Source organism: Prescottella sp. GW823-FHT02E09 (assembly GCF_058797375.1).
The window spans coordinates 525,501-552,219 of sequence record NZ_JBXAJP010000005.1 but is presented as its reverse complement, the minus strand read 5'-3'; the positions used below and the strand labels follow the sequence as shown (position 1 = coordinate 552,219).

Below are 26,719 nucleotides of genomic sequence, written 5' to 3'. Positions count from 1 at the left end.
GAGTCCAGACCCAGCTCGATCAACGGAATCTCCGCCGGCAGATCCTCCGGCGCATACCCCATCGACTCCGCGACGATGATCGTCAACCGATCCTCGAGCGACTGCGAGCTCTCCGGATCCCACCGGTCACCGAACGTCTCGACGACCTCGGGACGCTCGTCCATCGGCGAACTGGATCGAGGCGGTGCCGGTTCGGTGACGATCGGTGCCGGTACCACCTCGCCCGACGCGATGACGGCCTCGAAGAGCAGGGCGAACCCAGCTGCGTTGGTACGGAGTTCGGCGCTCGCGCCCGGCCGGCAGTGCACCTGCACCGAGGCCCCGCCCAGGTGTGGTGACAAGGTTGCGGTGACGGTGCCGGCCGTCGGTATGTCGCCGTGCGCCTGTGCCGCAGCGAGGGTCGCCGTCGCGAACAGTTCGGTGGCCACGTCCGTGACGAGAGCGTCGAAGGCGGAGAATGTCGATACCGGCATCTCCCACGCGTACCGCCCGTCGGCCAGTGCGACCCGTGCGCCGATCTTCGTGATCTGTCCTTCTGTCATGCGGATTCCCCCTCCTCGCGACGCCCGAACCCTGGACGAGGTGCTGCGTCGGCCCAGCCGTGTTCCCGACAGCTTCCGTGACGCACCCCCAGCGCCGGATCGGAACGGGTGGATCATGACACGCCGGGTGCAGCTTCGGAGCCGGTACGCGGATTCGGTGCACAGGCGCCTGCCGGCGTCCGGGAGAGTCGGCGCTGATCGCTTTCGTGCCGTCGCCGGGTCACAATGAGTGTGTGAAAGTCGAGATCCTGTATGTCGATGCGTGCCCGAACTGGCTGGAGGCCGGCGAACGAGTCCTGGCGGCGCTGGCGAGCGTGGGCAGGGTGGGCGTGGACATCGAGTACCGGATGCTGGCCTCGAGTGAGGAAGCTGCGGCATCGCAGTTCGCGGGTTCTCCGACGATCCTGGTCGACGATGTGGATCCGTTTCCGGCGGCGCGGGTCGCGGACCTGGCGTGCCGGGTGTACCGGACCGAGTCCGGGCTCGCGGGTGTGCCGACCGTGGAGCAGTTGGCCGAGGTGTTCCGCGGTCGTTGACGGGCAGCGGCGGGAACCGTCGCCGATTCCTCGACTCGGGAGCTGCGCTCAGCCTGCGCGGTGAACCGTCGTGTTAGCCTGCGGCGGGGAGGCCAAGGGGAAAATGTCTGATTCGCGGTACAGTTCGGCCCGTGAGCGCCGCCGTCCGAATCTGCGCCGTCGGCTACGGCGGCTGAAGGTGCCGCTGCTCTTCGCCTCGCTGTCGGTGCTGCCCGGGCTGGTCGCGTTCCGGGTGTACGGAACCCTTCTGGACGCTGCGGTCGTCGCGACCCTCACAGCCCTGAGTATCGGTGCGGCGGCGTTCCTCTTCCGCCCACGCTGAACACGGCCGTGCCCCCACCGATCTCGGATCGGTGGGGGCACGGATACCGTTTGGGTATCGTTCGCGCGCAGTCTACTTGAGCTCGGCCGAGCTCTTGCCGAGCAGTCGGCGGGCGATGATGAGCTGCTGGATCTGCTGGGTGCCCTCGAAGATGTCGAGGATCTTGCTGTCGCGAGCCCACTTCTCGAGCAGCGGGCGCTGCGAATAGCCGTAGCTGCCGGCCAGTTCGACGGCCTTGAGCGACACCGCGGTTCCGGTGCGTCCGGCTTTCGCCTTCGACATCGAGGCCTCGAGCGAGTTGGGCTTCTTGTTGTCGGCCATCCACGCCGCACGCAGGGCCAGCAGGTACGACGCCTCCCAGTCGGCCTCGAGTGCCAGGAACTCGGCGGCTGCGGCGTGCTGGTTGTAGGCGGGTGTGTCGTACGAGATCTCGACGCCGGCCTCCTCCAGGATGCTGCGCAACTCCTCGAGTACCGCACGGCCCAGGCCCACGGCCATGCCCGCGACGATCGGGCGGGTGTTGTCGAACGTCTGCATGACGCCCGCGAAACCCTTCTCCACGTTCACTTCCGGGCTACCGAGCAGGTTGTCCTTCGGAATCCGGCAGTCCTGCAGCAGCAGCACCGCGGTGTCGGATGCCTTGATGCCGAGCTTGTGCTCGAGCCGGGCCACGCTCAGCCCCGGTGCCTCGCGTGGGACGACGAACGACTTGATCGCCGCGCGGCCCTTGCTCTTGTCGACGCTGGCCCACACCACGATGTGCGAGGAACGCTCACCTGCCGTGACGAAGATCTTCTCGCCGTTGAGGACCCACTCGTCGCCGTCCAGCACCGCGGTCGCGGTGACGGCGGCGGAGTCGGAGCCGAAGCTGGGCTCGGTGATGGCCATCGAGGCCCACACCTTGCCGAAACGCTCGAGCTGCTCGTCGGTGGCGACCGCGGCGATCGCCGAGTTGCCGAGGCCCTGGTAGGGGATCGACAGCGTCAGGCCGACGTCACCCCAGCAGGTCTCGATCACGTTCATCAGCGACGCCATGTTGCCGCCGTTGGCGTTGCCGATGACCTTCGGCTCGTCACCGTTCTGGTCGCTGGTGCGACCCAGGGCCGCACCGGACGCGCCCTGGCCGGAGTCGTTGAGACCTTCGACCATGGCGGCCATGGTGTCGAGTTCCTTGGGGTACTCGTGCTCGGCCAGGTCGTACTTGCGGGAGATGGGCCGGAAGATTTCCGCTGCGACCTGATGCGCCTGGTTCGCAGAGGCCTTCAGCTTCTTGGGAAGTTCGAGATTGATCATCGAAAGGTCTCCTAGTCGAAAGATTCGACGGATCGGGTCGGCGTCAGATGAGGACGATGCCTTCGGCAACGCCGATGGCTCGCAGGTCGCGGTACCAGCGCTCCACCGGGTGTTCCTTGGTGTAGCCGTGGCCGCCGAGCAGCTGGACGCCGTCCAGGCCGATCTGCATGCCCTTGTCGGATGCGAGCTTGCGGGCCAGTGCCGCCTCGCGGGCGAACGACAGGCCCTGCTCCGCGCGGGACGCGCCGCGCAGGGTCACCAGGCGCATGCTGTCGAGTTCGATCGCGATGTTCGAGATCATGAATGCGACGGCCTGGCGGTGGCTGATCGGCTCGCCGAACGCCTCCCGCTCGTTGGCGTAGGGGATCACGTAGTCGAGCACGGCTTGGCTGGTGCCCACCGCGAGCGACGCCCAGCCCAGGCGGGCGAGACGGACGGCGTCGGCGTACTCCCGCGCACGCTGGTCGGCGTCGCCGTCGCCGAGGATCGCGGACTCGGGCACCGCGACGTCGGTGAGGATCAGCCGGCCCAGACCCGCGGCGCGCAGACCCATGCTCGGATCCGCCTCCACCACCAGGCCCTTGGTGTCGGACTCGACCAGGAAGAACGCCGGACGGCCGTCGAGCTCGGCGGCCACGACGAACAGCTCCGCCGAGCCGGCCGCGGGCACCAGCGACTTGACGCCGTTGAGTCGGTAGCCGCTGGGGGACCGGACGGCCTTGGTCTGCAGCGCGAATGGGTCGAACAGCGCGCGCGGCTCGCTCACCACCACGGCGGCGGCGGGCACGTTCTCGCCGGCGAACGCGGGCAGATACGTCTTCTGCTGCTCGTCGGTGCCCCACTGGGTGAGTGCGACGGCCACGCCGCTGGGCGCGAGGATCGGCAGCGCCAGACCCATGTCGCCGTGCGCGAGGGCCTCGGCGACGAGCGCGTTCGTGACCGCGCCGCGCTCGGAGGCGACACCCTCGAACTCCTCGGGGATGTTGATGAGCGTGATGCCGAGTTCGGCGGAGCGCTTCAGCAGATCCGCCGGAGCCGCGGCGGCCTCGTCGGCGTCGTGCGCGGCCGGGCGCAGGATCTCGGCCGAGAACTCGCGCACGGTCTCGACGATCATCTTCTGCTCGTCGTTCGGCGTCAGATCGAAGTAGCCGGCGTTCTTGGTGGCACCGTCGGGCAGGCGCTTGGGGGCGCCGCCGCCGGAGACCCGGTTGAACGTGCGGGTCGCCGCACCGAGGGTCTTGAAGCCGGTTCTGGTGCCCTCGTACGTGACGCGGTCGATGGTCTGCCGCAGGTTGTACTTCTCGGCCAGGTCGGATCCCGTGATCCGGGTCAGTACGCGCATCGCGGCGCCCATGGCGTCGCGCTTGACCGGGTTCAAGCCGACCGCCGAGGTGTCGCGGGGCTCACGCTTGGCGCCGTTCGTCTTCACAACGTCTTGCTTGCTCATGGTCACCATTTCTCGGTGTTCGGTCTCGGACGCCCCTACCTTACTCCGGAGTAAGAAACGAAGTCGAGTCAATACCGAAAGTGACTAGTCTCACAAATCGGTCGGCGGGGGGTCGGGGCGGGGAGAAGAAACCTGCACACAACCTTCACAACTCCTCCCGGGCATCCCCACAACCGCGAAATACAGTCGAATCCGTGACCAATCGCGACCTGGGTAGCCAGCGAAGAGTGCTCGTCGTCGACGACGAGCGCACGATCTCCGAATCGATCGCCGCGCGGCTGCGGGCGGAGGGCTACGACGTGCGGACCGCGTTCGACGGGCCCACCGCGGTCGCCGAGTGCGACGCATCGTGCCCCGACCTCGTGGTGCTCGACGTCATGCTGCCCGGCTTCGACGGGCTCGAGGTGTGCCGGCGCATCCAGGCGTCCCGCGCGGTACCGGTGCTGATGCTGACGGCGCGGGCCGACGAGACCGACATGGTGATCGGGCTCGGGGTGGGCGCCGACGACTACCTGAGCAAGCCGTTCAGCATGCGGGTGCTGGTCGCTCGGGTCGCCGCGCTGCTGCGCCGCGCCGACCGGGTGGTGGAGTCGGACCTACTGGTACTCGGGGACGTCTCGATCGACCTCAGCGCCCGCTCGGTCCGCGCGGCGGGCGTCGAGGTGCACCTCACGCGCACCGAGTTCGATCTGTTGGCGCACCTCGCGTCGCGGCCGCGTGCGGCGATCGCCCGGGAGACCCTGCTCGAGCAGGTGTGGGGATGGGGCGACGGCGCGAGCCGCCGGACCGTCGACAGCCACGTGAAGGCGTTGCGCCGCAAACTCGGTGGCGACGTGATCCGTACCGTGCACGGTGTCGGGTACGCGCTCGAGGTACCGCGATGAACTGGCCCCGCCCGCTCGACCCGCTGCGTTCGTTCAAGGTCAAGACCGGTCTGCTCGTGGTCGCCTCGCTGCTGCTCGCGGCGCTGACGTTCTGGGCCACCTCGCAGTGGCAGTTCCGGTTCGCGCTCCTGTCGGCTCTCGTCGCGGCACTGGTGGTGACGCAGGTGCTCGCGCACGGCATGACCTCGCCGCTGCGGGAGATGACCGCCGCCGCGAAAGCGATGGCCACCGGCGACTATTCGCGTCGGGTGCGGTCCACGTCCCGGGACGAGATCGGGCAACTGGCCACGGCGTTCAACCAGATGGCCGAGGATCTCGAGGCCGAGGACCGATACCGCCGGGAACTGATCGGCAACGTCTCGCACGAACTACGCACACCCATCGCGGCGCTGCAGGCGGTCCTCGAGAACGTGGTCGACGGCGTCGAGTCACCCGACGAGACCACCATGCGGTCCGCGCTGGCGCAGACCGAGCGTCTCGGCGGTCTGGTTGCCGACCTGCTGGACTTGTCGAGGATCGAGGGCGGTGCGGTTCCGTTGGAGCAGAGCTCCTTCGCGGTCGAGCCCTTCCTGGACGAGGTGATCCGGCAGGCGTCGAGCCCGGCGCGTCCGCTGCGGGTGGACGTGGACGTCTCGCCGACCGGGCTGCGGGCCGTGGCCGACACCGCTCGGCTGCACCAGGTGATCGCGAACCTCGTCGACAACGCGGCCAGGCACGGTTCGCAGGACGCCCCCGTGCGGATCCGGATCCGGGTCCGCGCCGATCCGCACGGGGGTGAACTGATCCTCGACGTCCACGACGACGGCCCGGGCATCCCCGCGGCGGATCGATCCCGGGTGTTCGAACGCTTCGCGCGCGGCGGCGCCCAGGACGGCGGGACCGGCCTGGGTCTGGCGATCGCGCGCTGGGCGGTGGATCTGCACGCCGGCCGAATCGAGGTCCTCGATACCACGTCCGGCTGCTGCATCCGCGTCGCGCTGCCCCAGACCTAGCCACAGATCACGATCGACATCCCTTCGGGGCCCGAGCTTCCGGCCGGCCCCGCGATGACGCCTGCCCATCGTCGGCCGGGCGCAGACGAGGAGGACACGATGACCGCACCGACCCTGATCCCGCCGGAGTTCGTCCCTCGCGACGACCTGTGGCACTGGCACCGCGACGTGTGGCGGCGCGACCGGACGTCGATGGCGCCCCGCGCTGCCCTGGTGGCCGCGTTGTCCGCGGGCGCGATCGCGACGCTGACGTTGCAGGTTGCGGTGGCGAGCATCGCGTACCTCCTGACCGGAGTGTCGGTCGCGGTCACGGCGTTCGCGTCCGTGCGGCCGCGCCCGACGCCGCTGCAGCTCGTCGCGGTGTCCGGCTCCCTCGCCCTGCTCGCGGTGGCTGCGGTCCGCGGCGCCGACTGGCTGGTGGCACTGTGCGTGGTGGCGAGTTGGATCGTGGGATCGGTCGCGTTGGTCGGGGGCTGGACGTGGACGGGGCTCGCACTCGGGTCGCTCGCCCTGTGGTTCACCCCGGTCCGGGTGTTCGGCTGGGTGCGGCGGGGGCGCGAGCGGCTGCGGACCGGCCGCGGGATCAAACCCGGTCGGGTGTTGGCGGTGAGCGCGATCAGCGTCGTACTGGTGGCGGTCTTCGGGTGGCTGTTCGTCAGTGCGGACCCCGAGTTCGGCAGGCTGTTCGACGCCGCGATGCCCGATGTGCGGGTCGACAATCCCGTCGGGCGCCTGCTCGTAGGTCTCGGCGTGACGGCCGTGGCACTGGCGGCGGCGTATCTGCGGCGGCGCACCCCGCGGTTCGACGCCCTCGCGCCGGCGCCGGGTCACCCGATCGCACGTTGGGAATGGGCGGTGCCACTCGCGCTGCTCGATGTGCTGTTCGCGGGCTTCGTCGCCGTCCAGGTGCGCGTGCTCTTCGGTGGTGACCGGCACGTCCAGGACACCGTCGGCCTGACCTACGCGAACTATGCGCGGCAGGGCTTCTGGCAGCTCGCGGCCGTCACCGTCCTGACGTTGCTCGTCGTCGCCGTCGCGGTCCGCAAGGTGGACCGACGGCGTGCGGGCGACCGGAGACTCGCCCGGGTGGTGCTCGGACTGCTGTGCGCACTGAGCCTCGTGGTCGTGGCGTCGGCGGTGCACCGGATGTCGCTGTACGAGAACGAGTTCGGATTCACCCGGCTCCGGCTGAGTGTGATGGCGACCGAGCTGTGGCTGGGCGCGGTGTTCGTGCTGCTGCTGGTAGCGGGGATCCGGATGTCGGGGCGGTGGCTGCCGCGGGCGGTGCTGGCGTCGGCCGCGATCGGCCTGCTCGGATTCGTCGCACTGAACCCCGACGCCCACATCGCCGAGCGGAACGTCCAGCGGTACGCGGCCGGTGACGGCATCGATATCGCCTACCTGCGCGGACTGTCCGTCGACGCCGTCCCCGCGCTCGATCGGCTGCCGGAACCCGTGCGCTCGTGCGCGCTGATCGGTATCGGCGTTCCGGCCGAGTCGGGTTGGTTCGACTACAACGTCGCCCGGACGCGGGCACGGGAGATCCTGCGCGAGCGGCCGGTGGGCCCGTGCAACCTCAATTCCATGGGGTGATGGGCGGCTTGACCCACATGATCTTCTCGTCGGCGTGCGTGGGGACGGCGCGCGGGTCGTCGGGATGTCCCTGGGCCCAGCGGGATTTCTCGTCGACCAGTTCCGCCGCGACCGTCCACGTCTCGCGGGTACTGGGCGGGTTCGCGCCGGCCGCCCGGGCCAGCTTGCGCAGCCGATCGTCGGGCAGGTTCAGCAGTTCGGCGCCGGTGATCGCGCGGTCCCACACGAACCGTGCCAGCTCCAGGGCCTTCTCCCGGCGCTTGCGGCTCGCCTGATCGGTGTGGGCGAAGTCGACCTCGTCGGCGTCCATCCCGGTCACTCCCGTCACTACTCGTGTCTGTGCTGGATCTGCCTTCCCGCGTTTGCGCACTTATCGGTGTCGGCGGAGCCCGAATCGCACCGATGAGTGCGCAAGACGCGGCGGAATCAGCGGAGGCGGGCCAGGACCTCGTCGTGTAGCAGGCCGTTGGTGGCCACGGCACTGCCACCGTGGGGGCCGTCGGCGCCCTCGAGGCTCGTGAAGCGTCCGCCCGCCTCGCGGACCAACAGGTCCAGCGGCGCCAGGTCCCACAGTGACACCTCGGGCTCGGCCGCGATCTCGAGCGTGCCCTCGGCGAGCAGGCAGTAGGAGAAGAAGTCGCCGTAGCCGCGGATGCGCCACACGTCGTCGGTGAGGTCGACGAACTGATCGCGGATACCGCGTTCCTTCCACCCGGACAACGACGAGAACGCCAGGCTCGACGACGCCAGGTCGCCTACCGCCGACACCGACAGCCGTCGGGCGTCGCCGCCGTCGTACGACGCCCACGCGCCCTCGCCGGCCGACGCCCACCATCGCCGGTTCAGTGCAGGCGCGCTCACGACACCGACGACAGGGACGCCGTCCTCGAGCAGCGCGATGAGGCTGGCCCACACCGGGACGCCGCGCACGAAATTCTTGGTGCCGTCGATGGGGTCGATCACCCACTGGCGACCCTCGAACTTCGCGTCCCCACCGAACTCCTCGCCCAGCACCGCGTCGTCGGGGCGTTCCGCCGCCAGCGTCGCGCGCACCGCTCGTTCCACCGCGAGGTCCGCATCCGATACCGGGGTGAGATCGGGCTTGGAGTCCACCTTCAGGTCCAGCGCGCCGAACCGGGCGCGGGTGATGGCGTCCGCCTCGGCGGCGATGCGGCGGGCGAGAGTCAGGTCGGCGGCGCGTGCAGTCACGACCGCAGAGCCTACCGGCGCACCGCGGGAGGTGGCCGCCCGCGAACACGGTAGGCGGATTCGAACGCGCAAGCGGCAATCCATGACGAATATGAACTACTGATTGCCGAACATTGGCGGATGTGACACTCTTGAACCCGAATCGTGGCGGAAGCCACAATCCGCGGTCGTCGAAGGGACGGTTACATGTCGCTCAGCTCACCTGCGCACGGCGCGATGCAGGATGTGAAGCGGCTCGAGGGTGCCTACATCGGTGGGCAGCTCGTGTCGCTGGACGGCGCCGAGAGCGTGCCGGTCATCTCGCCCCGCGACGGCCGGTCGATCGGGGTGCTGCAGGCGGGCGACCAGATGCACGTCGACCTCGCCGTCTACGTCGCCCGATCGGCCTTCCGGGCGTCGGGCTGGGCCACCGCTCCGGCGCGCGAGCGGGGCGAGGTCCTGAAGAAGTGGGCCCTCCTCGTCGGGGAGAACGCCCAGGAACTGGCCACCATCATCTCGCTCGAGATGGGTAAGCCGGTGTCTCAGGCACTCAACGTGGAGCTCGCTGCGGTCGAGAAGTGCATCAGGTGGTACGGCGAACTCGCCGACAAGCTCTCCGACAAGCTGATCGCCCACGAGGAGTCGGTGCTGGCGTACTCGGTCGAGGCCCCGGCCGGCGTGGTTGCGGCCGTGGTTCCGTGGAACTTCCCGCTCACGATGACGGCCTGGAAGCTTGCACCCGCACTGCTCGCGGGCAACTCGGTGGTCGTGAAGCCGTCCGAGCAGACGCCGTTCTCGGCACTGCGACTGGCGGAGCTGGCCGGACAGGCCGGACTGCCGGCCGGTGTGCTGAACGTGGTGAACGGACTGGGTCGGGACGCCGGTCAGGCGCTCGGCCGACATCCCGACGTCGATGTCCTGACATTCACCGGATCGCCCGCCGTCGGGCGCGCGTTCATGAAGTACAGCGCCGAATCGAACGGTAAGCGGGTCTGGCCGGAGCTCGGCGGCAAGTCCGCCACGATCGTGCTGCCCGACGCCGACATCCGCGCCGCCGCGGCCAGCGCCGCCGAGAACGCGTTCTTCAACCAGGGCCAGATGTGCAGTGCCTCGTCGCGACTGATCGTGTTCGAGGACAACGCCGACGAGGCCGTCGCCGCGGCGTGCGAGGTCGCGGCCGCGTTGCAGCCGCGCGACCCGCTGGACCCCGGCACCGCCTTCGGCGCCATCGTCAGTGACGGCGCGGTGGCGGGCATCGAGGCGAAGGTGGCGGATGCGCTCGAGCAAGGCGCCACCCTGGCCGCCGGCAGCCCGCGGCGCACCGTCGTGGACGGTCTCGAGGGGGGCGCATACTTCGCTCCCGTCGTCCTCGATCACGTCGACCCAGATTCCCGGATCGCGCAGGAGGAGGTCTTCGGACCGGTCCTCGCGATCATCCGCGTCCGTAGCGAAGCCGAGGCGATCCACGTCGCCAACGACACCCGATACGGGCTCGCAGCCTCGGTATGGGGCAGCGATGTGGCCGCCATCCACCGAGTCACCCGTGCCGTGAAGGCCGGGGTCATCTGGGTGAACTGCTACGAGGAGGGCGACATGCGACTGCCCTTCGGTGGCGTGAAGGAGAGCGGTTTCGGGCGTGACAAGGGCGCCGACGCATTGCACAAGTACACCGACACCACTTCGATCTGGATGAAGCTCGATGGCTGACCGTCCCCTGATCGCCATCACGACATGGCGGCGAGATCTCCCCACCTACCTGGGCGAGCGCACCGACCTGTTCACCGTGGGTACCGAGTACGTCCGGTTCTTCACCGCCCAGGGCCTGTCGGTGATCCTCGTACCGGAATGCACCGACGACGACGCCACCGCGTTGCTCTCGCACGTCAGCGGGCTCGTGCTGTCCGGGGGAGAGGACGTGGGCGAGTGGATCGCCCGCGGCGAGGACGCCGGTGTCCCACCCGACGCCACCACCCGTGACGTGACCGAACGTGCGCTCGTCGGGGCCGCACGAGACCTCGGACTGCCGGTCTTCGGCATCTGCCGGGGCATGCAACTGCTCGCGGCCCTCCACGGCAGCCGGGTGGTCGATCTGCCCGTGCCTCGGGACCTGCACCCGTACGGGCTCGACGCCGATGCCCAGCTCGACCACCGGCACGAGATCGAACTCGTGCGGCGGCCGGTGGCGCCGGTTGCGGTCGTCTCGAGGATGAATGTCAATTCGATTCACCAGCAGGCGATCTCGCACTGTCCGGAAGGTTTCGCGGTGACCGCGACGGCCGCGGACGGGACCATCGAAGCGATCGAGTCGACCACCGACTGGTACGCCGCGGGCGTCCAGTGGCACCCCGAGAAGATGTGCGGCGCCGACGAGTTGGCCGAACAGGAACAGTTCGTCGCACCGTTCGTCGAGGCCGTCAAGACCTACCGACACAGCACCTGATGACGCAACACCGAAGTATGCACCGAACAGAAAGAGGAACCCCCGTGACCGAGCAGAAGCTCTTCTTCGAATACGAGAACGGCCCGCGTGCCATCGCCACCATGCATCTGGACCTGGCACCGAAGACGTGCGAGGCGTTGTGGGGTGCGCTGGTCAAGCCCGTGACCGTCGATGCGATGCACGCGATGTACGCGGGCCCGGAGGTGATGACCGGTCTTCCCGAGGAGGCACAGAACTTCGACCCGGAGGCCGTCCCGTTCGAGAACCAGCAGGTCATCCCGGGCGTCGGTGACGTCCTGTGGTACTACCAGCGTCCGATGCAGATGGGCGGCCTGCCGTTCGAGTGGTACGAGGTCGGTGTCTGCTACGCCCCCGGCGTGCGCACCTTCGGTCCGCTCGGATGGACCCCCGTCAACGTGTTCGCCACCGTCACCGAAGGACTCGCGGACTTCGCGAAGGCCTCGGCCGACATCCGTATCACCGGACTGAAGAAGCTCACCATCGGTCGCGTCGAGTAGCACCCAAGCCGAAGGGGCCCTGCCCGTCGCCGACGAAGTCGGCGGGCAGGGCCCCTTTCGTCTGTCTGGACACTCGGCCCGATCCAGGGTTCGGTCGTACGGTTTCCCGCTCCGCATGGCCGGCCAGCCGCGGACGGAGCGGACGGAGCGCACACAGAAGCGCCGCACCACATCTCGTGTGGTGCGGCGCCTGGATCGCCGAGCCCGAGGTCAGGCCACGACGTTGTCGACGAACAACGGACCGCGTCGAACGGCCTTGAGTACCACCCTGGACTCGGCAATCTCCACTGTCGGAAGGGATCCGATGACGCTGTTCTGGAAGTCGAACAGCGTCTCCTCGTCGGTGAACAGCCCGTCGACCATCAGGCCGGCGTGACCGGTGATCGCCGCGCAGTATCGGACGGACGGATGCGTGGCGAGCGAGCACCCGATGCTCTCGATGTCGCCGCCATGGATGTGCAGCCACAGCATCGCCTCGACCTTGTAGCCGAAGAACGCGGGCGTCACCTCGGTACGAACCCTGAGTACACCGACCCCGAACAGCGTGTCGAGCCGGCGGCGGACGGTCTGAGCGTTGATTCCGGCGTCCTGCGCGAGCATCGAGATCGTTGCCCGGCCGTCGTTGCTCAGCTGATCGATCAGGTTCTGATCGACAGCGTCGAGAACCACCGGCGTGGAACTGGTCGACGGCGAGTGCCAGGGTGCGGACTTGCGAAGGGCATCGACCTGCTCGGCGGGCAGAATCCCGGCGTGCCAGTCCAAGCCCATCCGGTAGGACCTCAGGACGGTACTGACCTCGAACGACCGCAGGCCGGCGATGGCCGGAAGTGTCTGCAGCAGCAGTACCTGGTGTGCCTCGGCGCTTTCCACGAGAACGAGAGCCACGATGTCGCCCGATCCCTCGAGGATGGACACCGAGGACGCGCCCGGCAGCGCCGCGACCCGCTGCGCCACCTGGGTCACCTGGTCGATCTCGGTTCCGAGGCGAATGAGCACACCCCGTGCGTGGAGCAGCTTGTTCGCATCGACGTACGTGGACACCCGCACGCACCCCGTGTCGAGCAGATGCTGTCCGCGTCGCATCACGGTCCGCGACGGAAGGTCGATGACGCGGCTGATGGCCTCCCACGAGGCACGCCCGTTGACCTGTAGTGCGCTCGCAATGAGCCGATCGGTGTCGCCCGTGTCATTGCCCTTCTGACTCATGGTCTGCAGCCTTCGCGTGAGAATTTCTGTGCGGGAAGAGAATTACACAGTGTAACCATGTCGCCGCCGCTATTTCGCCAGGATCCGGCTCTGGGCGCTCTGCCAGGAAACCGTCACCTCACCGTCCGGGTACGCGACCGTCGACGTCGGGGCGACGGCCCGAAGTTCCTGTCCCGCTGCGTCCAGGACGAGCAGCAGTTCGCTTCCACGGAAGACGCGGGACTTGACCACCGCGGTCAGATGGGCGTCGCAGCCGTCCGGTGCGTCGATCCGAACGTCCTCCTGCCGGACCATCAGCAGCGCTTCACCACCGAAACTCTCCGGGGCCGGCACCATGGCGTCTCCCACCGATGCGCGCTGGTTCGGGGCCCCGACGACCTCGAGGAGATTCGCTGCACCCAGGAAGTCGGCGGCGAAGCGCGTCCCCGGATTCGCGTAGAGATCCTCGGGCGTGCCGGCCTGCTCGACGACGCCACCCTGCATCAGGATGACCTGGTCGGACATGCTGAGCGCTTCGTCCTGGTCGTGCGTGACGAAGATGGTGGTCACGCCCAGGCTCCGTTGCAGTGACACCAGTTCCACCTGCATGTCCTCACGAAGACGTGCATCGAGATTCGACAGCGGCTCGTCGAGCAGGATCAGTCGCGGGCCTCCGACGATGGCCCGTGCCAGTGCCACGCGCTGCTGCTGGCCACCGGACAGTTGCCGGGGCATGCGTGACGCCAGGTGATCCATCTGGACCTGCTCGAGTGCCCGCACGGCGAGGTCACGCTGTGCGGCGCGGGACCCGTACTGCTTTCCACGCATCCGGAGCGGGAAGCGCACATTCTCGAGCACGCTCATGTGCGGAAGCAGGGCGTAGCTCTGGAACATCATGCTGAGCAGGCGATCCTCCGGCGGGAGGTCGGTGACGTCCTCTCCACCCACCGAGATGGATCCGGAGTCGACGGTCTCCAGACCCGCGATGCAGCGCAGTAGTGTCGACTTGCCGCAGCCACTGGAACCGAGCAGGGACACGAAGCTGCCCGACTTCGCGTGGATGTCGATGCCCTTCAGTACCTTTACGTCCCCGAATGTCTTGTGAACGTCGGCGATGGTGAGATCGGCCATTAGCTGAAGACCTTTCCGAGACCGACGATCTTCTCGATCGCCAGGATTGAAACCGCGGTGAGGGCCATCGAGAGGGTCGAGACGGCTGCAACCGTCGGCGACGCGCTGAACTCGAGCTGCCCGTAGATGGCGAGGGGGAGGGTTTGGAGCTGCGGCGTCCGGAGGAACAGCGCGATGACCGCGTCGTCGAAGGAGACGATGAAGGCCAGGAAGGCGCCGGCGATGATTCCGGGGCGGCACATCGGCAGCAGTACGTGCCAATAGCGTTGCCACCAACTGGCGCCCATCACCCGAACGGCCTCTTCCGTGAACCCGTCGGACCGGGCGATCACGCCGAGGACCGTCCGGACGACGTACGGGACGGTGATGACGACGTGCGCGAGCATCAGGACCCAGGGGGAGGATCCACCCAGTAGTTGGGACACGGTCTGGAGGATGCCGATCGCGAAGATGATGCTCGGCATCGTCAGGGGGGACAGGGCGAACGACTGCAGTGCACCTGCACCGGGAACCTTGTGTCGTGCAATCCCGATGGCGAACGCCGTCCCCACCGCACCCGCACCCACCGCAGCGATCAGGGCGACCTGGAGGCTGAAGAGGAACGGATACGTGTACGTGGTGTCGGCCAACGCGGCCGTGAACCACTCGAAGCTGAGGCCCTCGGGTGGGAAAGCGAGGAACTGGTCCGAGTTGAACGCAGCTCCTACCACCACCGCGAGCGGGGCCAGCATGAACAGCGCGATGAGGATGAGGAACACCTTGCCGGCGATCCTCAACGGAAGCGGAGTTGATCGAACCACTATTTCATCCTCGCGTTCGCAATTCGATTGGTCGCGGCGATCGTGATGACGACGACCGCCAGGATCAGCACTGCCTGCGTCGCGGCGAAGGGAATGTCATTGCTGACCGTCGCGTCGTGGTAGATGAATCCGGCGATGACCGGAAGCTGCGCTCCACCAATGAGGTTCGGTGTGATGAACGAACTGATCGACAGCGCGAAGCACAGTGTGGCGCCGGAGACGATGCCCGGTAGCGCGAGCGGCAGTATCACGTGTCGGAAGGTTCCGACGAAGCCCGCACCCATGGTTCGGGACGCTTCGCGGAGCCGTCCGTCGATCCCGTTGATGACACCGAGGACGGAGAGGACCGCGAACGGCACCAGCACCTGGATCATGGCGATGTTCACGCCGAGTTCGGTTCCCAGCAGACCTTGCCGAGCCTGGCTCAGCTCCAGGAAACCCGGGATCTTCGCCAGCGGACCCGACGGGCCCATGAGGATGACCCAGCCGAACGTCCGGATGACGACGCTGGTCATCAGCGGAAGAATCGTCGCGATCATCATGAAGGCCCGCGCTCTCGCGGAGAGCCCGGCCATGATGTACGCCAGCGGTACAGCGATCACGACCGAGACGATCGTCTGGATGAATGCCATCCGGAGCGACCGCTCCGATGCGCCGAGGGAGACCGACGACCCGAAGAACCTGGTGAAGTTGCTGAGGGTGAACCCGGCGGAGTCTGTGGTGAAACTGGCCAGAAGCGTTCTGGCGACGGGGATCACGAATGCGATGAGAAGCAACGCAATCAGCGGCAGCACCAACAGCCAGGGTTCCGCGGAGCGCTTCCTCATCGTGTGATCTGCTCCTGCCACTGGTTCTGCCACGCCGCCGCGTTCCCGGTGATCTGCGCGGGATCGAACCGGACCAGCTTCTCCAGCGTCGGACCCGAGAGGACCTTGGACTGCATCTCTGCCGGCACGACGGCCTTGGTGTTCACGGGCGAGTAGGCCATGCCGGTGACGAACTTCTCCTGAGCGCCCGCGCTGAGTGCGTAGTCGATGAACTTCGTGGCGAGATCGGTGTTGGGGCGCCCGGCAACGACGTTGGCGGTGATGAACGATCCGGTCGTGCCCTCCTTGGGCATCGTGAAGCCGACGGGCTGTCCGGCCTTGCGCAGCGTCTCCGCGTAGTCCTGCGAGTACGGGGCCAGCCAGATGTCGCGGGCCGCGAAGGCCTGCTGCAGGTCGGACGACGTCTTGGTGATGATGGCGTCGCCGGCACGGGCCGACTGGCCGATCGCGTCGATACCGGGGCTGACGTTCTCGATCGTCCCGCCGCGGGTGCCGTTGACCATCAACATCCCGAGGGTGCCGTAGCTGTTGGACAGGTCGGTGAACGCCACATGCTGCCGGTAATCCGGGTTGAAGGCGTCGTTCCACGAGGTGGGCTCGTCGATCTTGTCCGTGCGGTACAGCAGCCCCATCGGTGTGATCTGAACCACCGGACCCTGTCCGTCGGCCAGGCCGGTGGCCGCCTGGGAGATCAGATCGGGAACGTTGGTGAGGGCGGACGGGTCGATCGGCGCGAGCAGTCCGTCCTTCGCGGCCACCGTCTCCTGACCACCGGAGAAGAAGACGACGTCCATCTGCGGACTCGACTTCTGGGCCTGGAGTTGAGCGAGCGCGTCCGAGCTGTACAACGTCACCTGCTTGATCGTGACGTTGTGTTCCTTCTCGAACGGCTTCACGACGGCGTCGGTGAAGTTCTTCTGCCACTCGCCGCCGAAGGTGGTGACGACGAGTTCGGATGCCGACGACGTTCCGGGCGTGCAGGCGGTCAAGGAGGCGGAGGCGCCCACTGCGAGGGCGATTGCGGCGAGGGCAAGACGACGTTTCATCTGACTTCCTGAATGTGGGTTGGGGCGTCGGAGCAAGTCGACGCGGCCGATGGTGAGGCCCTTCGGGCCTGTGACCCAGGCCACGATTCGGTTGAGTGTCGCATATTCGCCAGATATGCGCAATAGAGTGGAGAATCTAGACAATCGTCTGACGGATAGTCACTCAAATTCGCCGACAAACGACCTCGAGATGATCATGGGGGCCTCCGGCTCGCCGAATCGGCGACGCGGGGTCCGGCGCGGAGGCTCGTGTGATTGCGGTCGCAGAGATGTCACCGTGATCGACCCGGTAGCCTGGATAACTGTGCATCCTGACGTTTCCGCTGACCTCCACGAGCTCGACACCACTCTGACCACGGTCGAGAAGGTTCTCGACGTCGAGGAGCTGCGCCGCCGCATCGACGAACTCGAGCACCAGGCGTCCGATCCCGAGCTGTGGAACGACCAGGAGCATGCGCAGCAGGTCACCAGCCAGCTGTCCCACGCCCAGGCGGAGCTGCGCCGCGTCGAGGAGTTGCGTTCGCGCCTCGACGACATGGCCGTGCTGTACGAGCTCGCCGAGGAGGAGGGCGCCGACGCGATCGCCGACGCCCACACCGAGCGTGCGCAGCTGCGCACCGACATCGAGGCGATGGAAGTCAAGACCATGCTGTCGGGCGAGTACGACCAGCGTGACGCGCTCGTCAACATCCGCGCCGGCGCCGGCGGCGTCGACGCGGCGGACTGGGCCGAGATGCTCATGCGCATGTACATCCGCTGGGCCGAGAAGCGCGGCTACGGCGTCGAGGTCTACGACACCTCCTACGCCGAAGAGGCCGGCATCAAGAGCGCCACCTTCGCGGTCAAGGCGCCCTACAGCTACGGCACCATGTCGATCGAGATGGGCACGCACCGTCTCGTCCGCATCAGCCCGTTCGACAACCAGGGCCGCCGCCAGACCTCGTTCGCCGAGGTCGAGGTGCTGCCCGTCGTCGAGACCACCGACCACATCGACATCGACGAGAACGACGTCCGTGTCGACGTGTACCGCTCGTCCGGCCCGGGTGGTCAGTCGGTGAACACCACCGACTCCGCGGTGCGCCTGACGCACGTGCCCACCGGCATCGTCGTGACGTGTCAGAACGAGAAGTCGCAGCTGCAGAACAAGGTGTCCGCGATGCGGGTGCTGCAGGCCAAGCTGCTCGAGCGCAAGCGTCAGGAAGAGCGCGCCGAGATGGATGCGCTCAAGGGCGACGGCGGCAGCTCGTGGGGCAACCAGATGCGCTCGTACGTGCTGCACCCGTACCAGATGGTCAAGGACCTACGTACCGAGTACGAGGTCAACAACCCGTCGGCAGTGCTCGACGGTGAAATCGACGGATTCATCGAGGCCGGCATCCGCTGGCGGATGAGCGAAACCCAAGCCTAGGACGTATGCAGACCACCACCCTCGCTCTGAAATTCGAACCGCTGAATCGTCTGGGCACCTGGCTGGGATCGACCGGCCTCTCGATTGCCCTGACGGTGCTCGGCGCGCTGATCCTTGCCCGCTTCGTGAACTGGGCGGGCGGCCGGATCACGCAGCGGATCGACGACAACTACCAGCAGGGCGACGCGCTGGTCCGCTCCGAGGCCACCAAGCACCGGCACTCGGTGGCGCAGGTCATCACATGGGTGGTGATCACGATCATTTACGTGATCGCGACGGTGAAGGTCCTCGGCCTGCTGGACATGCCGCTCGGTAGCCTCGTCGCGCCGGCGACGGTGCTCGGCGCCGCGCTCGGCTTCGGTGCACAGCGTGTGGTGCAGGACATCCTCGCCGGATTCTTCATCATCACCGAGCGGCAGTACGGGTTCGGTGACACCGTGCAGATCGCCATCACCGGTTCGGCCACGGACGCCGAGGGTGTCATCGAGGACGTGACACTGCGGGTGACCCGGATGCGCAATGCCGACGGCGAGGTCATCACCGTTCCCAACGGGCAGATCGTCAAGGCGGTCAACCTGTCGAAGGACTGGGCGCGCGCCGTGGTGGACGTGCCGATCCCGGCGGCCGCCGACATCAATCGCGTCAACGACATCCTGCACCGCGTCGGCGTCGATGCGTACGAGGACGCGGGACTGCGGCCACTGCTGCTCGACACCCCGTCGGTGATGGGCGTCGAGAGCCTCGCGGTGGATCAGGTGAGCGTCCGCATGGTGGCCCGCACCCTGCCGGGCAAGCAGTTCCAGGTGGGTCGAGCGCTGCGTGTGCGGGTCGTGACGGCGCTGCGCCGCGCCGGGATCACGGTCGCGGCCGAACTCGAAACCGATTCCGTGGGTGGAGGTGACGACGAATGAGCCCGCAGGAGAAGATGTCGCTGCTGTGGAAGCGGATTCCCCGCAAACTCTTCGGCGGCCGGATGCGCACGACGACGGTCGTCATGTGTCTGCTGTGGCTGGGTCTGGCAGTGCTCAACGCCTATCTGAACCCGGAGCCCGACAGCGCCTCCACCGGCCCGGTCCCCACGGTCGGCGATCAGCTGCCGTACGTCGCACCGGTGCCCGCTGAGAAATCCTCCTCACAGACCGAGACGTCCACCACCACCACGACGCCGCCGTCGGAGACCTCCACCTCCACCTCGACGAGCACTCCGAGTGGAAGTCCGCGTCCGGGTGAGCAATCGGGAACGTCGACCACGACACCGGGCGTCGACCGTGGCACGACCACGTCCAGGACGCCGCAACAGACGACGACCACGCAGCCCCCGGCCCCTCAGCAGTCTCAGGAGCCCGAGTCGGCCCCGTCCGACGAGGTGACGACCACGGCGCCCACGCCGCAGGGCTGATCCGCTCCGATCGGTGCGCGTCGTTACCCAAGGTCACTGTTCGATAACGGCTAGACTGACTTCCCGTGATCAGCGTCAAGGATGTCTCCAAGTTCTACAAGGCCTCCACCAGGCCCGCCCTGGACAAGGTGAGCGTCGAGATCGACAAGGGCGAGTTCGTGTTCCTGATCGGGCCGTCGGGCTCGGGCAAAAGCACGTTCATGCAGCTCCTGCTCAAGGAGGAGACTCCCAGCTCCGGGGACATCTACGTCGCCGACTTCCACGTCAACAAGCTGTCGGGTCGCCGGGTGCCGAAGCTGCGCCAGAGCGTCGGATACGTCTTCCAGGACTTCCGGCTGCTGCAGAACAAGACGGTGTCGCAGAACGTCGCGTTCGCGCTCGAGGTGATCGGCAAGTCGCGTTCGATGATCGAGCGCACCGTCCCCGAGGTCCTCGACCTGGTCGGGCTGTCCGGCAAGGCCGACCGGCTGCCGAACGAACTGTCGGGCGGTGAGCAGCAGCGCGTCGCGATCGCCCGCGCGTTCGTGAACCGGCCGCTGGTCCTGCTCGCCGACGAGCCCACCGGCAACCTCGACCCGGACACCAGCGCCGACATCATGCTGCTGCTCGAGCGGATCAATCGCACCGGCACCACTGTGCTCATGGCGACGCACGACCACCACATCGTCGACTCGATGCGCCGGCGCGTCGTCGAACTCGACCTCGGCAAGGTGGTGCGCGACGAAGCGAGAGGCGTGTACGCCGTGGGCCGCTAGGCCGCGCCGACACACCCGCCGCCCCTCTCGATCAGACGACTCAAGGACTGCGATTCTCCGATGCGTGCCAGTTTCATTTTCAGCGAGGTCCTGACCGGCCTGCGCCGCAACATCACGATGACCGTCGCGATGATCCTGACGACCGCGATCTCGCTGGGCCTGTTCGGTGGCGGTCTGCTGGTCGTGCAGATGGCCGACAAGACCCAGCAGATCTTCCTGGACCGTGTCGAGGTGCAGTTGTTCCTCACCGACGACATCTCCGCGTCCGACCCGGACTGTGCGGCGGACATCTGCCGCGGTATCCGCAGTGATCTCGAGAACACCGACTCGGTGGTCTCGGTGCAGTACCTCAACCGCGACGACGCTGTCGCCGACGCCACCGACCGGGTGTTCAAGGACAACCCGGAACTGGCGTCCCTCGTGAGCCCGGAGAGCTTCCCGGCCTCGTTCAAGGTCAAGCTCAGCGATCCGGAGCGTTTCGGCGTCATCAACGACGAGTTCTCGGCGCGGCCCGGCATCGAGAGCATCCTCAATCAGCGTGAGCTGGTCGACCGCCTGTTCAGTGTCCTCGGTGGTGTCCGCAACGCGGCGTTCGCGATCGCCGTCGTGCAGGCCATCGCCGCGATCTTCCTGATCGCCAACATGGTTCAGGTGGCCGCGCTCACCCGCCGCACCGAGGTCGGCATCATGCGCCTGGTCGGCGCCACCCGCTGGTACACGCAGCTGCCGTTCCTGCTCGAGGCCGTGGTCGCCTCCCTGATCGGCTCGGCACTGGCGATCGTCGGGCTGTTCACCGCCAAGAACATGTTCATCGACGACGTCCTCGGCGACATCTACGACGCCAACATCGTCGCCCGGATCTCCAACAGCGACGTGTTGCTGGTGTCGCCGTTCGTCGTCATCGTCGGCGCCGGAATGGCCGCGATCACCGCGTACATCGCACTGCGCCTGTACGTCCGGGAGTAGTGCGGCGTTATCGGCTTGCGCAAGCTCCTATGCTGGAGCGGTACGAAGAGTTTCGGCGGAACGAGGACTGTGAGGGCCCGCACGTGAAAGAGAAGGGCCGCAAGGTCATCGCGACCAACCGCAAGGCGCGACACAACTACACCATCATCGACACCTACGAGGCCGGCGTGGCACTGGTCGGCACCGAGGTGAAGAGCCTGCGTGAGGGCAAGGCGTCGCTGGTGGACGCGTTCGCCACCGTCGACGACGGCGAGGTGTGGCTGCGCGCACTGCACATCCCCGAGTACACGCAGGGCACGTGGACCAACCACTCGCCGCGGCGCACCCGCAAGCTGCTGCTGCACAAGCGCGAGATCGAGCACCTGGTGGGCAAGACCCGCGAGGGCAACCAGACGCTGGTGCCGTTGTCGATGTACTTCTCCGACGGCAAGGTGAAGGTCGAGCTCGCGCTCGCGAAGGGCAAGCAGGACTACGACAAGCGTCAGGATCTGGCCCGCCGCACCGCCGAGCGCGAGGTGACCCGCGAGCTGGGGCGTCGCGTCAAGGGCATGCGCTGACCGACTGGTCCGTGAACTGACGACGGTGGCCGCCTCCCTCAGGGAAGGCGGCCACCGTCGTTCTGCGTCGGCTCTACTTCGCGACCCGCTCCCACATCTGCAGGTACGCCTCGGCGCCGCGGGACATGTCGTCCATGAACTGCGCTCCGTCGTCGCCGGCGTACACCCGCATGTCCTCGATCCAGTCGGGGATCAGGCCGTACTGCGCCATGCCGTCGGTGTTGAAGTCGAACGTGCGGGTGCCGGCCCGCTGCTGATCCATCACCGTGCCGCCGTCGAACGTCGTGTACGGGTACTCGACGCCACGCACGCCGTCCTTGTGCGGCGACGGCTGCGACCCGAAGCCGTTCGTGTCGGCGCCGTAGCCGTAGCCGAAGTAGTAGTCGTCGTCGCGACCCTGCCGGGCCTCACGCCACTCCTTCACGAAGTTCTCCGACGGACCCGCATACGACGCCACGAACCCGCCGAGCTTGTAGATCCGCGGGTAGTTCGACGGGTCGGTCCAGCCGTGGCTCGAGACCACGCCCGAGTACCCGGCGTCCTCGAGGATCCGCAGCGCCGAATCGGCGGTCTTGACGCTCATGTGGTCGATGTCGACGATCATGCCGCGCTGCATCATGGCCCGGATCGCATACTCGCCCAGCGGCGTCAGGTCCCGGACGTTGCAGACGTCACCCTCCGGATACACGGGCACCGTGACACCCGGCGGCAGTGACTTCGCCAGCTCGACGACGTCGTCGCCGACGTTGCCGATCGGGTTGTCGGTGGCGACGCCGGTGCACTGCTCGGCCTTCCAGAACTCCCCGGTGCCGATGAAGTTGCCGATGTTGACCGCGGTGCCGGTCAGTCCTTGGTCGAAACGCACACCGCCGAAAGCGTTGTCGAACTTGTGGGTCAGGATCACCTGCCGCACACCCATCGCGTACAGCTCGTCGAGTCCGGCGTCGATGTCCTGCTCGGTGCACTGCGGAACGCCGGCCGACAGGCCGCACCCGAACGGCTCGGAGATCTCCATGCCGAGCGTGACGGCCAGCTTGCCCGACGCCGCCACCTCGCGAGCCTGCTGCGGGGAGTCGACGATCCGGAACCAGCCGCGACCCGGCCCGCCGTACTGTGCGTCGACGTAGTCCTGGATCTCGCGGGCCTGCCGGGCCTCGATCCGGACGGTCTCCATCTCGTCGCACGGGTTGCTGCGCAGCGGATACAGCTCGCACAGCACACGATTGGAGACGAGCAGGTTCGTGAAGATCCGCAGACCTCCACGCCACGCGCGCTCGACCCAGCGGTAGTACATCTGCTCGTGCGTCATCGAATCGAACGACGGGACGTCGGCGAAGCTCGGCCACATCGTGGTGTCGTGCGACTCGAACGGGTTGCCGTGGGACAGCACGTTCTCGAGCAGCGCGGGCAGCCCGTCCGGCTTGTGGTCCTCGCAGTCCTGCAGCGCGACGGTGACACCCAGCGGGGAGTACGGCTCGCCGCAGCGGATGCTGCCGCCGATGAACTCGTTGGCGTTCATATGGACGTGTGCGTCGATGAATCCCCGTACCTCGCCGTCCGAGGTCGCGCCGACGGGCACACCGGTGGTGTTGACCTCCGCCTCGGGGAAGTCGGCGCAGCCGTCGGTGGCGGCGAGACGGAAGCGTCCGGCCTCGGGGTCGACGCCGGGATCGGTGACGGTCAGGCGACCGTCGCTACGGCCCACACTCAACTGCTTGCCGGTCGTGACCGCTGTCGCGGTGTAGGCGCCGTCGGTGAAGGTCAGTGACCAGTCTGCGGCGGGAGTGGCCTGCGGCGACGCGAACGCCCGCCCGGATTCGCCGGCGATCATCGCGGTGTCGGCGCCGAAGAACAGGTAGCGGCCCAGCTGCGCGGCCTGCATCCGGAAGCGTGCGGCGGCCCCGGCGTCGGCGCCGGTCCGGAACCCGTCACCGTCGCGTGTGACGAATCCGGGGGAGACGTCGGAGGCGAGTGTGTAGCAGCCACCCGCGAGCCCGTAGACGGGATCGGTGGGCGGTCCGGGCTCCGTCGGGTTCGGCGACAGGGGCACGGAGATCGCCACCGCGGCGCCGGCCACGGTGAGTGCCACGGCGGCAGCGAGCAGCGGTACGGCCCTCCGTCGAACGAATCTGATTCGGGTTTTCATCGGCGGAGGTCCCCTCACGAGCGCAGGCGTCGGCTGTCTGGCGAGCAGGCTAGGGCAACCTGAACGACCGTCCAGCTGTTTTGGCAGACGAATCTCGAGAGGTGGACATATACGATGTGCGACCTGGCGTAAACGGTTCCGGCGGGTGTCAGCAGTTGCTCGGCGCGGGCAGCCCGGCGAAGCGATCCTTCAGATAGTTGAAGGCTGCGGGCAGGCCGACGGCGGCGTTCGTCATGTGCTCGGCGATGGGGTAGGCGTGGAACTCGAGCGTCACACCGGCCTTGCAGTACCGGTCGGCGGTCGCGGCCACGGACCGGAACGGCGTGAGCTCGTCGGACGCGCCGTGCCACATGAAGACCGGGGCGGTCGGCACCCCCGGGTAGTCGACGAGACTGTTCTCCCGCATCACCGCACGCACGCCCTCGTCCCGGATCAGGCTCGTGGACTTCGCGACCTCGCTGACGCTGTGCAGCAGGCCCTTCGCGATGATCAGGGTGCGGCACTCGTCCCGGAGTTCGTCACGCAGCGCGATCCCGGCGGGGCTGAGTTGGTCACTGAGCGGGAGGCGGTCCGGATACTCGCGTTCGAGCCCCATCGCTGCGGCGAAGCCCAGACCGAATCCGGGATGCCGGTCGGCCAGCCCCAGGCCCACGGCCATCTCCTCGATGCTCGCCGGGACCCCGCCCTGCGCGACACCCGCAAGCTTCACGTCCGGTGCGTACGTCGGGTTCAGTGCCGCCGCCCAGGCCGTGGCCATGCCGCCACCGGAGTATCCGGCGAGCGCGACCGGGCTGCCTCCCAGACGCAGTTCCGGCAGGCGCTTGACGGCGCGTACCCCGTCGAGCGTGATCATGCCGCCGAGCTTGGCCGCGCCGTACGCGCTGTCAGGGCCCAGATGATCCGGAATCGCGAGGGCCCATCCCATCGCCAGCGCCAGCGGAATGCCGAACGCATCCTTGATCTCGCCGGTGAACAGCGCTGCGGACGGCGCGCATCGCAACCCCAGGGAGTTGACGATCGCCTGGTAGGACAGCACCGGCGTGTCGGCGGGCGCGCCCACCGGTTTGATCACCGTGGTGACCGCCGGAATGGGTTGACCGGCCGAGTTGGTCGACCGGTACTTGATCTGCCACACCTCGGTGCCGGGCAGGATCCACGTGTCCGCGCGCCGGCTCTCGAGAACGTCGCCCGGTGCTTTCGACGCGATGTCCGGTGGCGCCGCATAGAACGGATCGGTGTACGGAGTGGGGTAGGCGGGGGCTGCACCCGCCGCGGCGGGTGCGGTGAGCGTGCCCGCCGCGACGGTCGCGATTGCGAGTGCGGCAGTAACCATCAATCGACGTGCGAACGAACTCATACCCAGTTTCCCCCGTACGAGTAGCGAGTGACGAACGTCACCCTGCAGGTCGTGTCGGGGCACGACACTAATCGAACCGGTCGGCCCGGTACGGGGAAACGCGCAGATGGGGTGGTCCGGCGCGGGGTCACGGCGAGGGTGGGCGAACCTGTGGCCGATAATGGGGATGATTCCCGCGCCCGCGCGGGTTAAAGTAAGTAGCCCCGCGAGAGACGCGGGGACGTACGGGGCTGAACGGTTTCGACTGCGTACGTTGAGTCAGGGGAAGCGTGTCGGTGCAGGCAAGAGACCACCGTAAGCGTCGCTGCAAACCAATAAGCGCCGATTCCAATCAGCGCGACTACGCCCTCGCTGCCTAAGTAGCGACTGCGTGTCTGTCAGACCGGGTGTGCCCTCGCCCCGGACCCTGGCATCAGCTAGAGGGCTCTACCGTTCCACTCGGTCGCGGAGTGGGTCGGGACATCCAACAGCGACTGGGATCGTCATCACGGCTTGTTCGCGAGACCGGGAGATCCAAGTAGAGACATAGCGAACTGCACACGGAGAAGCCCTGGCAAAGCGGCGGAGGACCCGGGTTCGATTCCCGGCAGCTCCACCAGAGGGCCCGGCCGGAAGGTAATTGCCTTCCCGCCGGGCCCTTTTTGCTGTTCAGGGGGCGTCATACGTGGGGCTGTTCGCCCGGGACTGCCGTGGATGCGTGTGCCGGCCGCCGGGCCCAGGACGGATCGACGACACGGCGCATGAGCTGGTAGCCGTAGTGGGTGTCGAGACCCGGACGCACGACGGCGAGATCGATGTGGCGGCCGCCTCGCCCGTACACGCGTAGAACGTTGCCCGGCTGGCCCGGCTCGGGGCCGGTGATCTCGACACCGTCGTCGATGTCGATACGGCGCTGCATCATGCTGACGGCGTTCCAGCCGAACCGGACGCTTGCCACCGATCCGAGACCAGGGGTGAGTTTCGTGATGAGGTCGTGCAGCTCGGCTGTGAGGTTGTGCGTGCGCGGCCACCAGACCCCGTCGACGCCGCTCGCTGTGCCCGTCCGCAGAAGCAGTCGCGGGGTTCGGGTCGGTGTCGGGAACGGCTGCACGTCGGCGGGGGAGGCTGCGTGTCGCTTCAGGTCCGAGTGGGCAGGAGTGTGCGTCATCGGACGCTCCTAGCGTGGCCGCGAATCGGCCGATAATTTCCAATCGCGGCCCGTGTGAGCAGAACACTCGACGTGAAGTGCGGCGATACCTCAACGCTACACGCTGGGGCGATCGGCCAGTGCCGCCTGCTCGGAGCGAGTGGATACCGGTAACGAAGTGGCGGCCCATCCGCCGCGCGCCCGGTCCCGAATGCGGTGTATGGGGATCATCGGGCCGCCGGAGGCGCGGCTGCCCGGTGG

General features: G+C 67.6%; 26 protein-coding genes, 1 other RNA gene and 1 pseudogene. 15 read left to right on the top strand and 13 right to left on the bottom strand.

The window, feature by feature from the left end; all coding sequences use genetic code 11:
* A pseudogene (locus AC1RIF_RS16170) lies at nucleotides 1-542 on the bottom strand (polyketide synthase); the annotation flags it as partial.
* Between the two features lie 233 nt (nucleotides 543-775).
* Here AC1RIF_RS16170 and AC1RIF_RS16165 point away from each other — a divergent pair.
* Complete coding sequence (locus AC1RIF_RS16165) at nucleotides 776-1,078, top strand: alkylmercury lyase (protein ID WP_492602345.1); 303 nt, start codon at nucleotides 776-778, stop codon at nucleotides 1,076-1,078.
* Between the two features lie 103 nt (nucleotides 1,079-1,181).
* A complete protein-coding gene (locus AC1RIF_RS16160; protein WP_492602344.1) occupies nucleotides 1,182-1,400 on the top strand; it encodes a hypothetical protein in 219 nt (72 codons plus the stop codon).
* Between the two features lie 72 nt (nucleotides 1,401-1,472).
* Here AC1RIF_RS16160 and AC1RIF_RS16155 read toward each other — a convergent pair whose 3' ends face one another.
* Nucleotides 1,473-2,693: an acyl-CoA dehydrogenase family protein gene (locus AC1RIF_RS16155; protein WP_492602343.1), complete on the bottom strand. Its 1,221-nt coding sequence runs from the start codon at nucleotides 2,691-2,693 to the stop codon at nucleotides 1,473-1,475.
* Nucleotides 2,694-2,736: 43 nt separating this feature from the next.
* The gene (locus AC1RIF_RS16150) at nucleotides 2,737-4,146 is read right to left on the bottom strand and encodes an acyl-CoA dehydrogenase family protein (RefSeq protein ID WP_492602342.1); all 1,410 of its coding nucleotides are present in this window, start codon (nucleotides 4,144-4,146) and stop codon (nucleotides 2,737-2,739) included.
* Between the two features lie 221 nt (nucleotides 4,147-4,367).
* On the opposite strand from AC1RIF_RS16150, the gene AC1RIF_RS16145 reads away from it, so the two are divergent.
* The 3 genes from AC1RIF_RS16145 (at nucleotide 4,368) to AC1RIF_RS16135 (ending at nucleotide 7,609) form a co-directional block, all read left to right on the top strand.
* On the top strand, nucleotides 4,368-5,024 hold the full coding sequence (locus AC1RIF_RS16145) for a response regulator (protein WP_492602386.1): 657 nt from the start codon (nucleotides 4,368-4,370) through the stop codon (nucleotides 5,022-5,024).
* A complete protein-coding gene (locus AC1RIF_RS16140; RefSeq protein ID WP_492602341.1) occupies nucleotides 5,021-6,016 on the top strand; it encodes a HAMP domain-containing sensor histidine kinase in 996 nt (331 codons plus the stop codon). The genes AC1RIF_RS16145 and AC1RIF_RS16140 overlap by 4 nt, the downstream gene beginning before the upstream one ends.
* A gap of 99 nt (nucleotides 6,017-6,115) precedes the next feature.
* Entirely contained in the window at nucleotides 6,116-7,609 is a 1,494-nt protein-coding gene (locus AC1RIF_RS16135; protein ID WP_492602340.1) for a DUF4153 domain-containing protein, read from the top strand.
* Here the strand turns inward: AC1RIF_RS16135 and AC1RIF_RS16130 are convergent.
* Both AC1RIF_RS16130 and hisN read right to left on the bottom strand, forming a co-directional pair.
* Nucleotides 7,593-7,919, bottom strand: a complete 327-nt coding sequence (locus AC1RIF_RS16130; RefSeq protein WP_492602385.1) for a hypothetical protein — start codon at nucleotides 7,917-7,919, stop codon at nucleotides 7,593-7,595. The genes AC1RIF_RS16135 and AC1RIF_RS16130 overlap by 17 nt on opposite strands.
* A 116-nt stretch (nucleotides 7,920-8,035) precedes the next feature.
* Nucleotides 8,036-8,818: a histidinol-phosphatase gene (hisN, locus tag AC1RIF_RS16125; protein ID WP_492602339.1), complete on the bottom strand. Its 783-nt coding sequence runs from the start codon at nucleotides 8,816-8,818 to the stop codon at nucleotides 8,036-8,038.
* A gap of 186 nt (nucleotides 8,819-9,004) precedes the next feature.
* On the opposite strand from hisN, the gene AC1RIF_RS16120 reads away from it, so the two are divergent.
* From AC1RIF_RS16120 to AC1RIF_RS16110, 3 genes are read left to right on the top strand one after another with little or no spacing between them, the layout of a single operon-like run.
* Nucleotides 9,005-10,504 (top strand): aldehyde dehydrogenase family protein, encoded by a 1,500-nt coding sequence (locus tag AC1RIF_RS16120; RefSeq protein WP_492602338.1) that lies wholly within the window; start codon nucleotides 9,005-9,007, stop codon nucleotides 10,502-10,504.
* Nucleotides 10,497-11,237: a gamma-glutamyl-gamma-aminobutyrate hydrolase family protein gene (locus tag AC1RIF_RS16115; RefSeq protein ID WP_492602337.1), complete on the top strand. Its 741-nt coding sequence runs from the start codon at nucleotides 10,497-10,499 to the stop codon at nucleotides 11,235-11,237. Before AC1RIF_RS16120 ends, AC1RIF_RS16115 begins: the two co-directional genes overlap by 8 nt.
* 44 nt (nucleotides 11,238-11,281) lie before the next feature.
* Nucleotides 11,282-11,755 (top strand): DUF3830 family protein, encoded by a 474-nt coding sequence (locus AC1RIF_RS16110; protein WP_492602336.1) that lies wholly within the window; start codon nucleotides 11,282-11,284, stop codon nucleotides 11,753-11,755.
* Nucleotides 11,756-11,965: 210 nt separating this feature from the next.
* Here AC1RIF_RS16110 and AC1RIF_RS16105 read toward each other — a convergent pair whose 3' ends face one another.
* From AC1RIF_RS16105 to AC1RIF_RS16085, 5 genes are all read right to left on the bottom strand, one after another.
* The gene (locus AC1RIF_RS16105) at nucleotides 11,966-12,961 is read right to left on the bottom strand and encodes an Lrp/AsnC family transcriptional regulator (RefSeq protein ID WP_492602335.1); all 996 of its coding nucleotides are present in this window, start codon (nucleotides 12,959-12,961) and stop codon (nucleotides 11,966-11,968) included.
* Nucleotides 12,962-13,030: 69 nt separating this feature from the next.
* Nucleotides 13,031-14,071: an ABC transporter ATP-binding protein gene (locus AC1RIF_RS16100; protein ID WP_492602334.1), complete on the bottom strand. Its 1,041-nt coding sequence runs from the start codon at nucleotides 14,069-14,071 to the stop codon at nucleotides 13,031-13,033.
* Complete coding sequence (locus AC1RIF_RS16095) at nucleotides 14,071-14,871, bottom strand: ABC transporter permease (protein ID WP_492602333.1); 801 nt, start codon at nucleotides 14,869-14,871, stop codon at nucleotides 14,071-14,073. The genes AC1RIF_RS16100 and AC1RIF_RS16095 overlap by 1 nt, the downstream gene beginning before the upstream one ends.
* The gene (locus AC1RIF_RS16090; protein ID WP_492602332.1) at nucleotides 14,871-15,698 is read right to left on the bottom strand and encodes an ABC transporter permease; all 828 of its coding nucleotides are present in this window, start codon (nucleotides 15,696-15,698) and stop codon (nucleotides 14,871-14,873) included. Before AC1RIF_RS16090 ends, AC1RIF_RS16095 begins: the two co-directional genes overlap by 1 nt.
* Entirely contained in the window at nucleotides 15,695-16,744 is a 1,050-nt protein-coding gene (locus AC1RIF_RS16085; protein WP_492602331.1) for an ABC transporter substrate-binding protein, read from the bottom strand. The genes AC1RIF_RS16090 and AC1RIF_RS16085 overlap by 4 nt, the downstream gene beginning before the upstream one ends.
* 304 nt (nucleotides 16,745-17,048) lie before the next feature.
* Here AC1RIF_RS16085 and prfB point away from each other — a divergent pair, with 304 nt between their 5' ends.
* The 6 genes from prfB to smpB all read left to right on the top strand — a co-directional run bounded on the left by prfB (nucleotide 17,049) and on the right by smpB (nucleotide 21,829).
* Nucleotides 17,049-18,152: a peptide chain release factor 2 gene (prfB, locus tag AC1RIF_RS16080; protein ID WP_492602330.1), complete on the top strand. Its 1,104-nt coding sequence runs from the start codon at nucleotides 17,049-17,051 to the stop codon at nucleotides 18,150-18,152.
* Nucleotides 18,153-18,157: 5 nt separating this feature from the next.
* On the top strand, nucleotides 18,158-19,063 hold the full coding sequence (locus tag AC1RIF_RS16075) for a mechanosensitive ion channel family protein (RefSeq protein WP_492602329.1): 906 nt from the start codon (nucleotides 18,158-18,160) through the stop codon (nucleotides 19,061-19,063).
* Entirely contained in the window at nucleotides 19,060-19,551 is a 492-nt protein-coding gene (locus AC1RIF_RS16070; protein ID WP_492602328.1) for an Rv3103c transmembrane domain-containing protein, read from the top strand. The genes AC1RIF_RS16075 and AC1RIF_RS16070 overlap by 4 nt, the downstream gene beginning before the upstream one ends.
* A gap of 65 nt (nucleotides 19,552-19,616) precedes the next feature.
* Nucleotides 19,617-20,306: a cell division ATP-binding protein FtsE gene (ftsE, locus tag AC1RIF_RS16065; RefSeq protein WP_492602327.1), complete on the top strand. Its 690-nt coding sequence runs from the start codon at nucleotides 19,617-19,619 to the stop codon at nucleotides 20,304-20,306.
* 60 nt (nucleotides 20,307-20,366) lie between these two features.
* Nucleotides 20,367-21,272: a permease-like cell division protein FtsX gene (gene ftsX / locus AC1RIF_RS16060; RefSeq protein WP_492602326.1), complete on the top strand. Its 906-nt coding sequence runs from the start codon at nucleotides 20,367-20,369 to the stop codon at nucleotides 21,270-21,272.
* 83 nt (nucleotides 21,273-21,355) lie between these two features.
* Nucleotides 21,356-21,829 (top strand): SsrA-binding protein SmpB, encoded by a 474-nt coding sequence (gene smpB / locus AC1RIF_RS16055; protein WP_492602325.1) that lies wholly within the window; start codon nucleotides 21,356-21,358, stop codon nucleotides 21,827-21,829.
* A 73-nt stretch (nucleotides 21,830-21,902) separates the two neighbouring features.
* Here smpB and AC1RIF_RS16050 read toward each other — a convergent pair whose 3' ends face one another.
* Nucleotides 21,903-23,918 carry a peptidase gene (locus AC1RIF_RS16050; protein WP_492602324.1) on the bottom strand — a complete coding sequence of 672 codons (2,016 nt, stop codon included), beginning with the start codon at nucleotides 23,916-23,918 and terminating at the stop codon, nucleotides 21,903-21,905.
* 205 nt (nucleotides 23,919-24,123) lie between these two features.
* Entirely contained in the window at nucleotides 24,124-25,332 is a 1,209-nt protein-coding gene (locus AC1RIF_RS16045) for a lipase family protein (protein WP_492602323.1), read from the bottom strand.
* A gap of 226 nt (nucleotides 25,333-25,558) precedes the next feature.
* Here AC1RIF_RS16045 and ssrA point away from each other — a divergent pair.
* Nucleotides 25,559-25,930, top strand: a transfer-messenger RNA (tmRNA) gene (ssrA, locus tag AC1RIF_RS16040).
* Nucleotides 25,931-25,990: 60 nt separating this feature from the next.
* Here ssrA and AC1RIF_RS16035 read toward each other — a convergent pair.
* Entirely contained in the window at nucleotides 25,991-26,479 is a 489-nt protein-coding gene (locus AC1RIF_RS16035) for a DUF5994 family protein (RefSeq protein WP_492602322.1), read from the bottom strand.
* Nucleotides 26,480-26,719: the final 240 nt, after the last annotated feature.

Coding starts and splice junctions, on each gene's coding strand:
- AC1RIF_RS16160 (WP_492602344.1), top strand. CDS start 1,182: ATGTCTGATTCGCGGTACAGTTCGGCCCGTGAGCGCCGCCGTCCGAAT.
- AC1RIF_RS16155 (WP_492602343.1), bottom strand. CDS start 2,693: ATGATCAATCTCGAACTTCCCAAGAAGCTGAAGGCCTCTGCGAACCAG.
- AC1RIF_RS16140 (WP_492602341.1), top strand. CDS start 5,021: ATGAACTGGCCCCGCCCGCTCGACCCGCTGCGTTCGTTCAAGGTCAAG.
- AC1RIF_RS16135 (WP_492602340.1), top strand. CDS start 6,116: ATGACCGCACCGACCCTGATCCCGCCGGAGTTCGTCCCTCGCGACGAC.
- AC1RIF_RS16130 (WP_492602385.1), bottom strand. CDS start 7,919: ATGGACGCCGACGAGGTCGACTTCGCCCACACCGATCAGGCGAGCCGC.
- AC1RIF_RS16120 (WP_492602338.1), top strand. CDS start 9,005: ATGTCGCTCAGCTCACCTGCGCACGGCGCGATGCAGGATGTGAAGCGG.
- AC1RIF_RS16115 (WP_492602337.1), top strand. CDS start 10,497: ATGGCTGACCGTCCCCTGATCGCCATCACGACATGGCGGCGAGATCTC.
- AC1RIF_RS16105 (WP_492602335.1), bottom strand. CDS start 12,961: ATGAGTCAGAAGGGCAATGACACGGGCGACACCGATCGGCTCATTGCG.
- AC1RIF_RS16100 (WP_492602334.1), bottom strand. CDS start 14,071: ATGGCCGATCTCACCATCGCCGACGTTCACAAGACATTCGGGGACGTA.
- AC1RIF_RS16090 (WP_492602332.1), bottom strand. CDS start 15,698: ATGAGGAAGCGCTCCGCGGAACCCTGGCTGTTGGTGCTGCCGCTGATT.
- AC1RIF_RS16085 (WP_492602331.1), bottom strand. CDS start 16,744: ATGAAACGTCGTCTTGCCCTCGCCGCAATCGCCCTCGCAGTGGGCGCC.
- AC1RIF_RS16075 (WP_492602329.1), top strand. CDS start 18,158: ATGCAGACCACCACCCTCGCTCTGAAATTCGAACCGCTGAATCGTCTG.
- AC1RIF_RS16070 (WP_492602328.1), top strand. CDS start 19,060: ATGAGCCCGCAGGAGAAGATGTCGCTGCTGTGGAAGCGGATTCCCCGC.
- ftsX (WP_492602326.1), top strand. CDS start 20,367: ATGCGTGCCAGTTTCATTTTCAGCGAGGTCCTGACCGGCCTGCGCCGC.
- AC1RIF_RS16045 (WP_492602323.1), bottom strand. CDS start 25,332: ATGAGTTCGTTCGCACGTCGATTGATGGTTACTGCCGCACTCGCAATC.
- AC1RIF_RS16035 (WP_492602322.1), bottom strand. CDS start 26,479: ATGACGCACACTCCTGCCCACTCGGACCTGAAGCGACACGCAGCCTCC.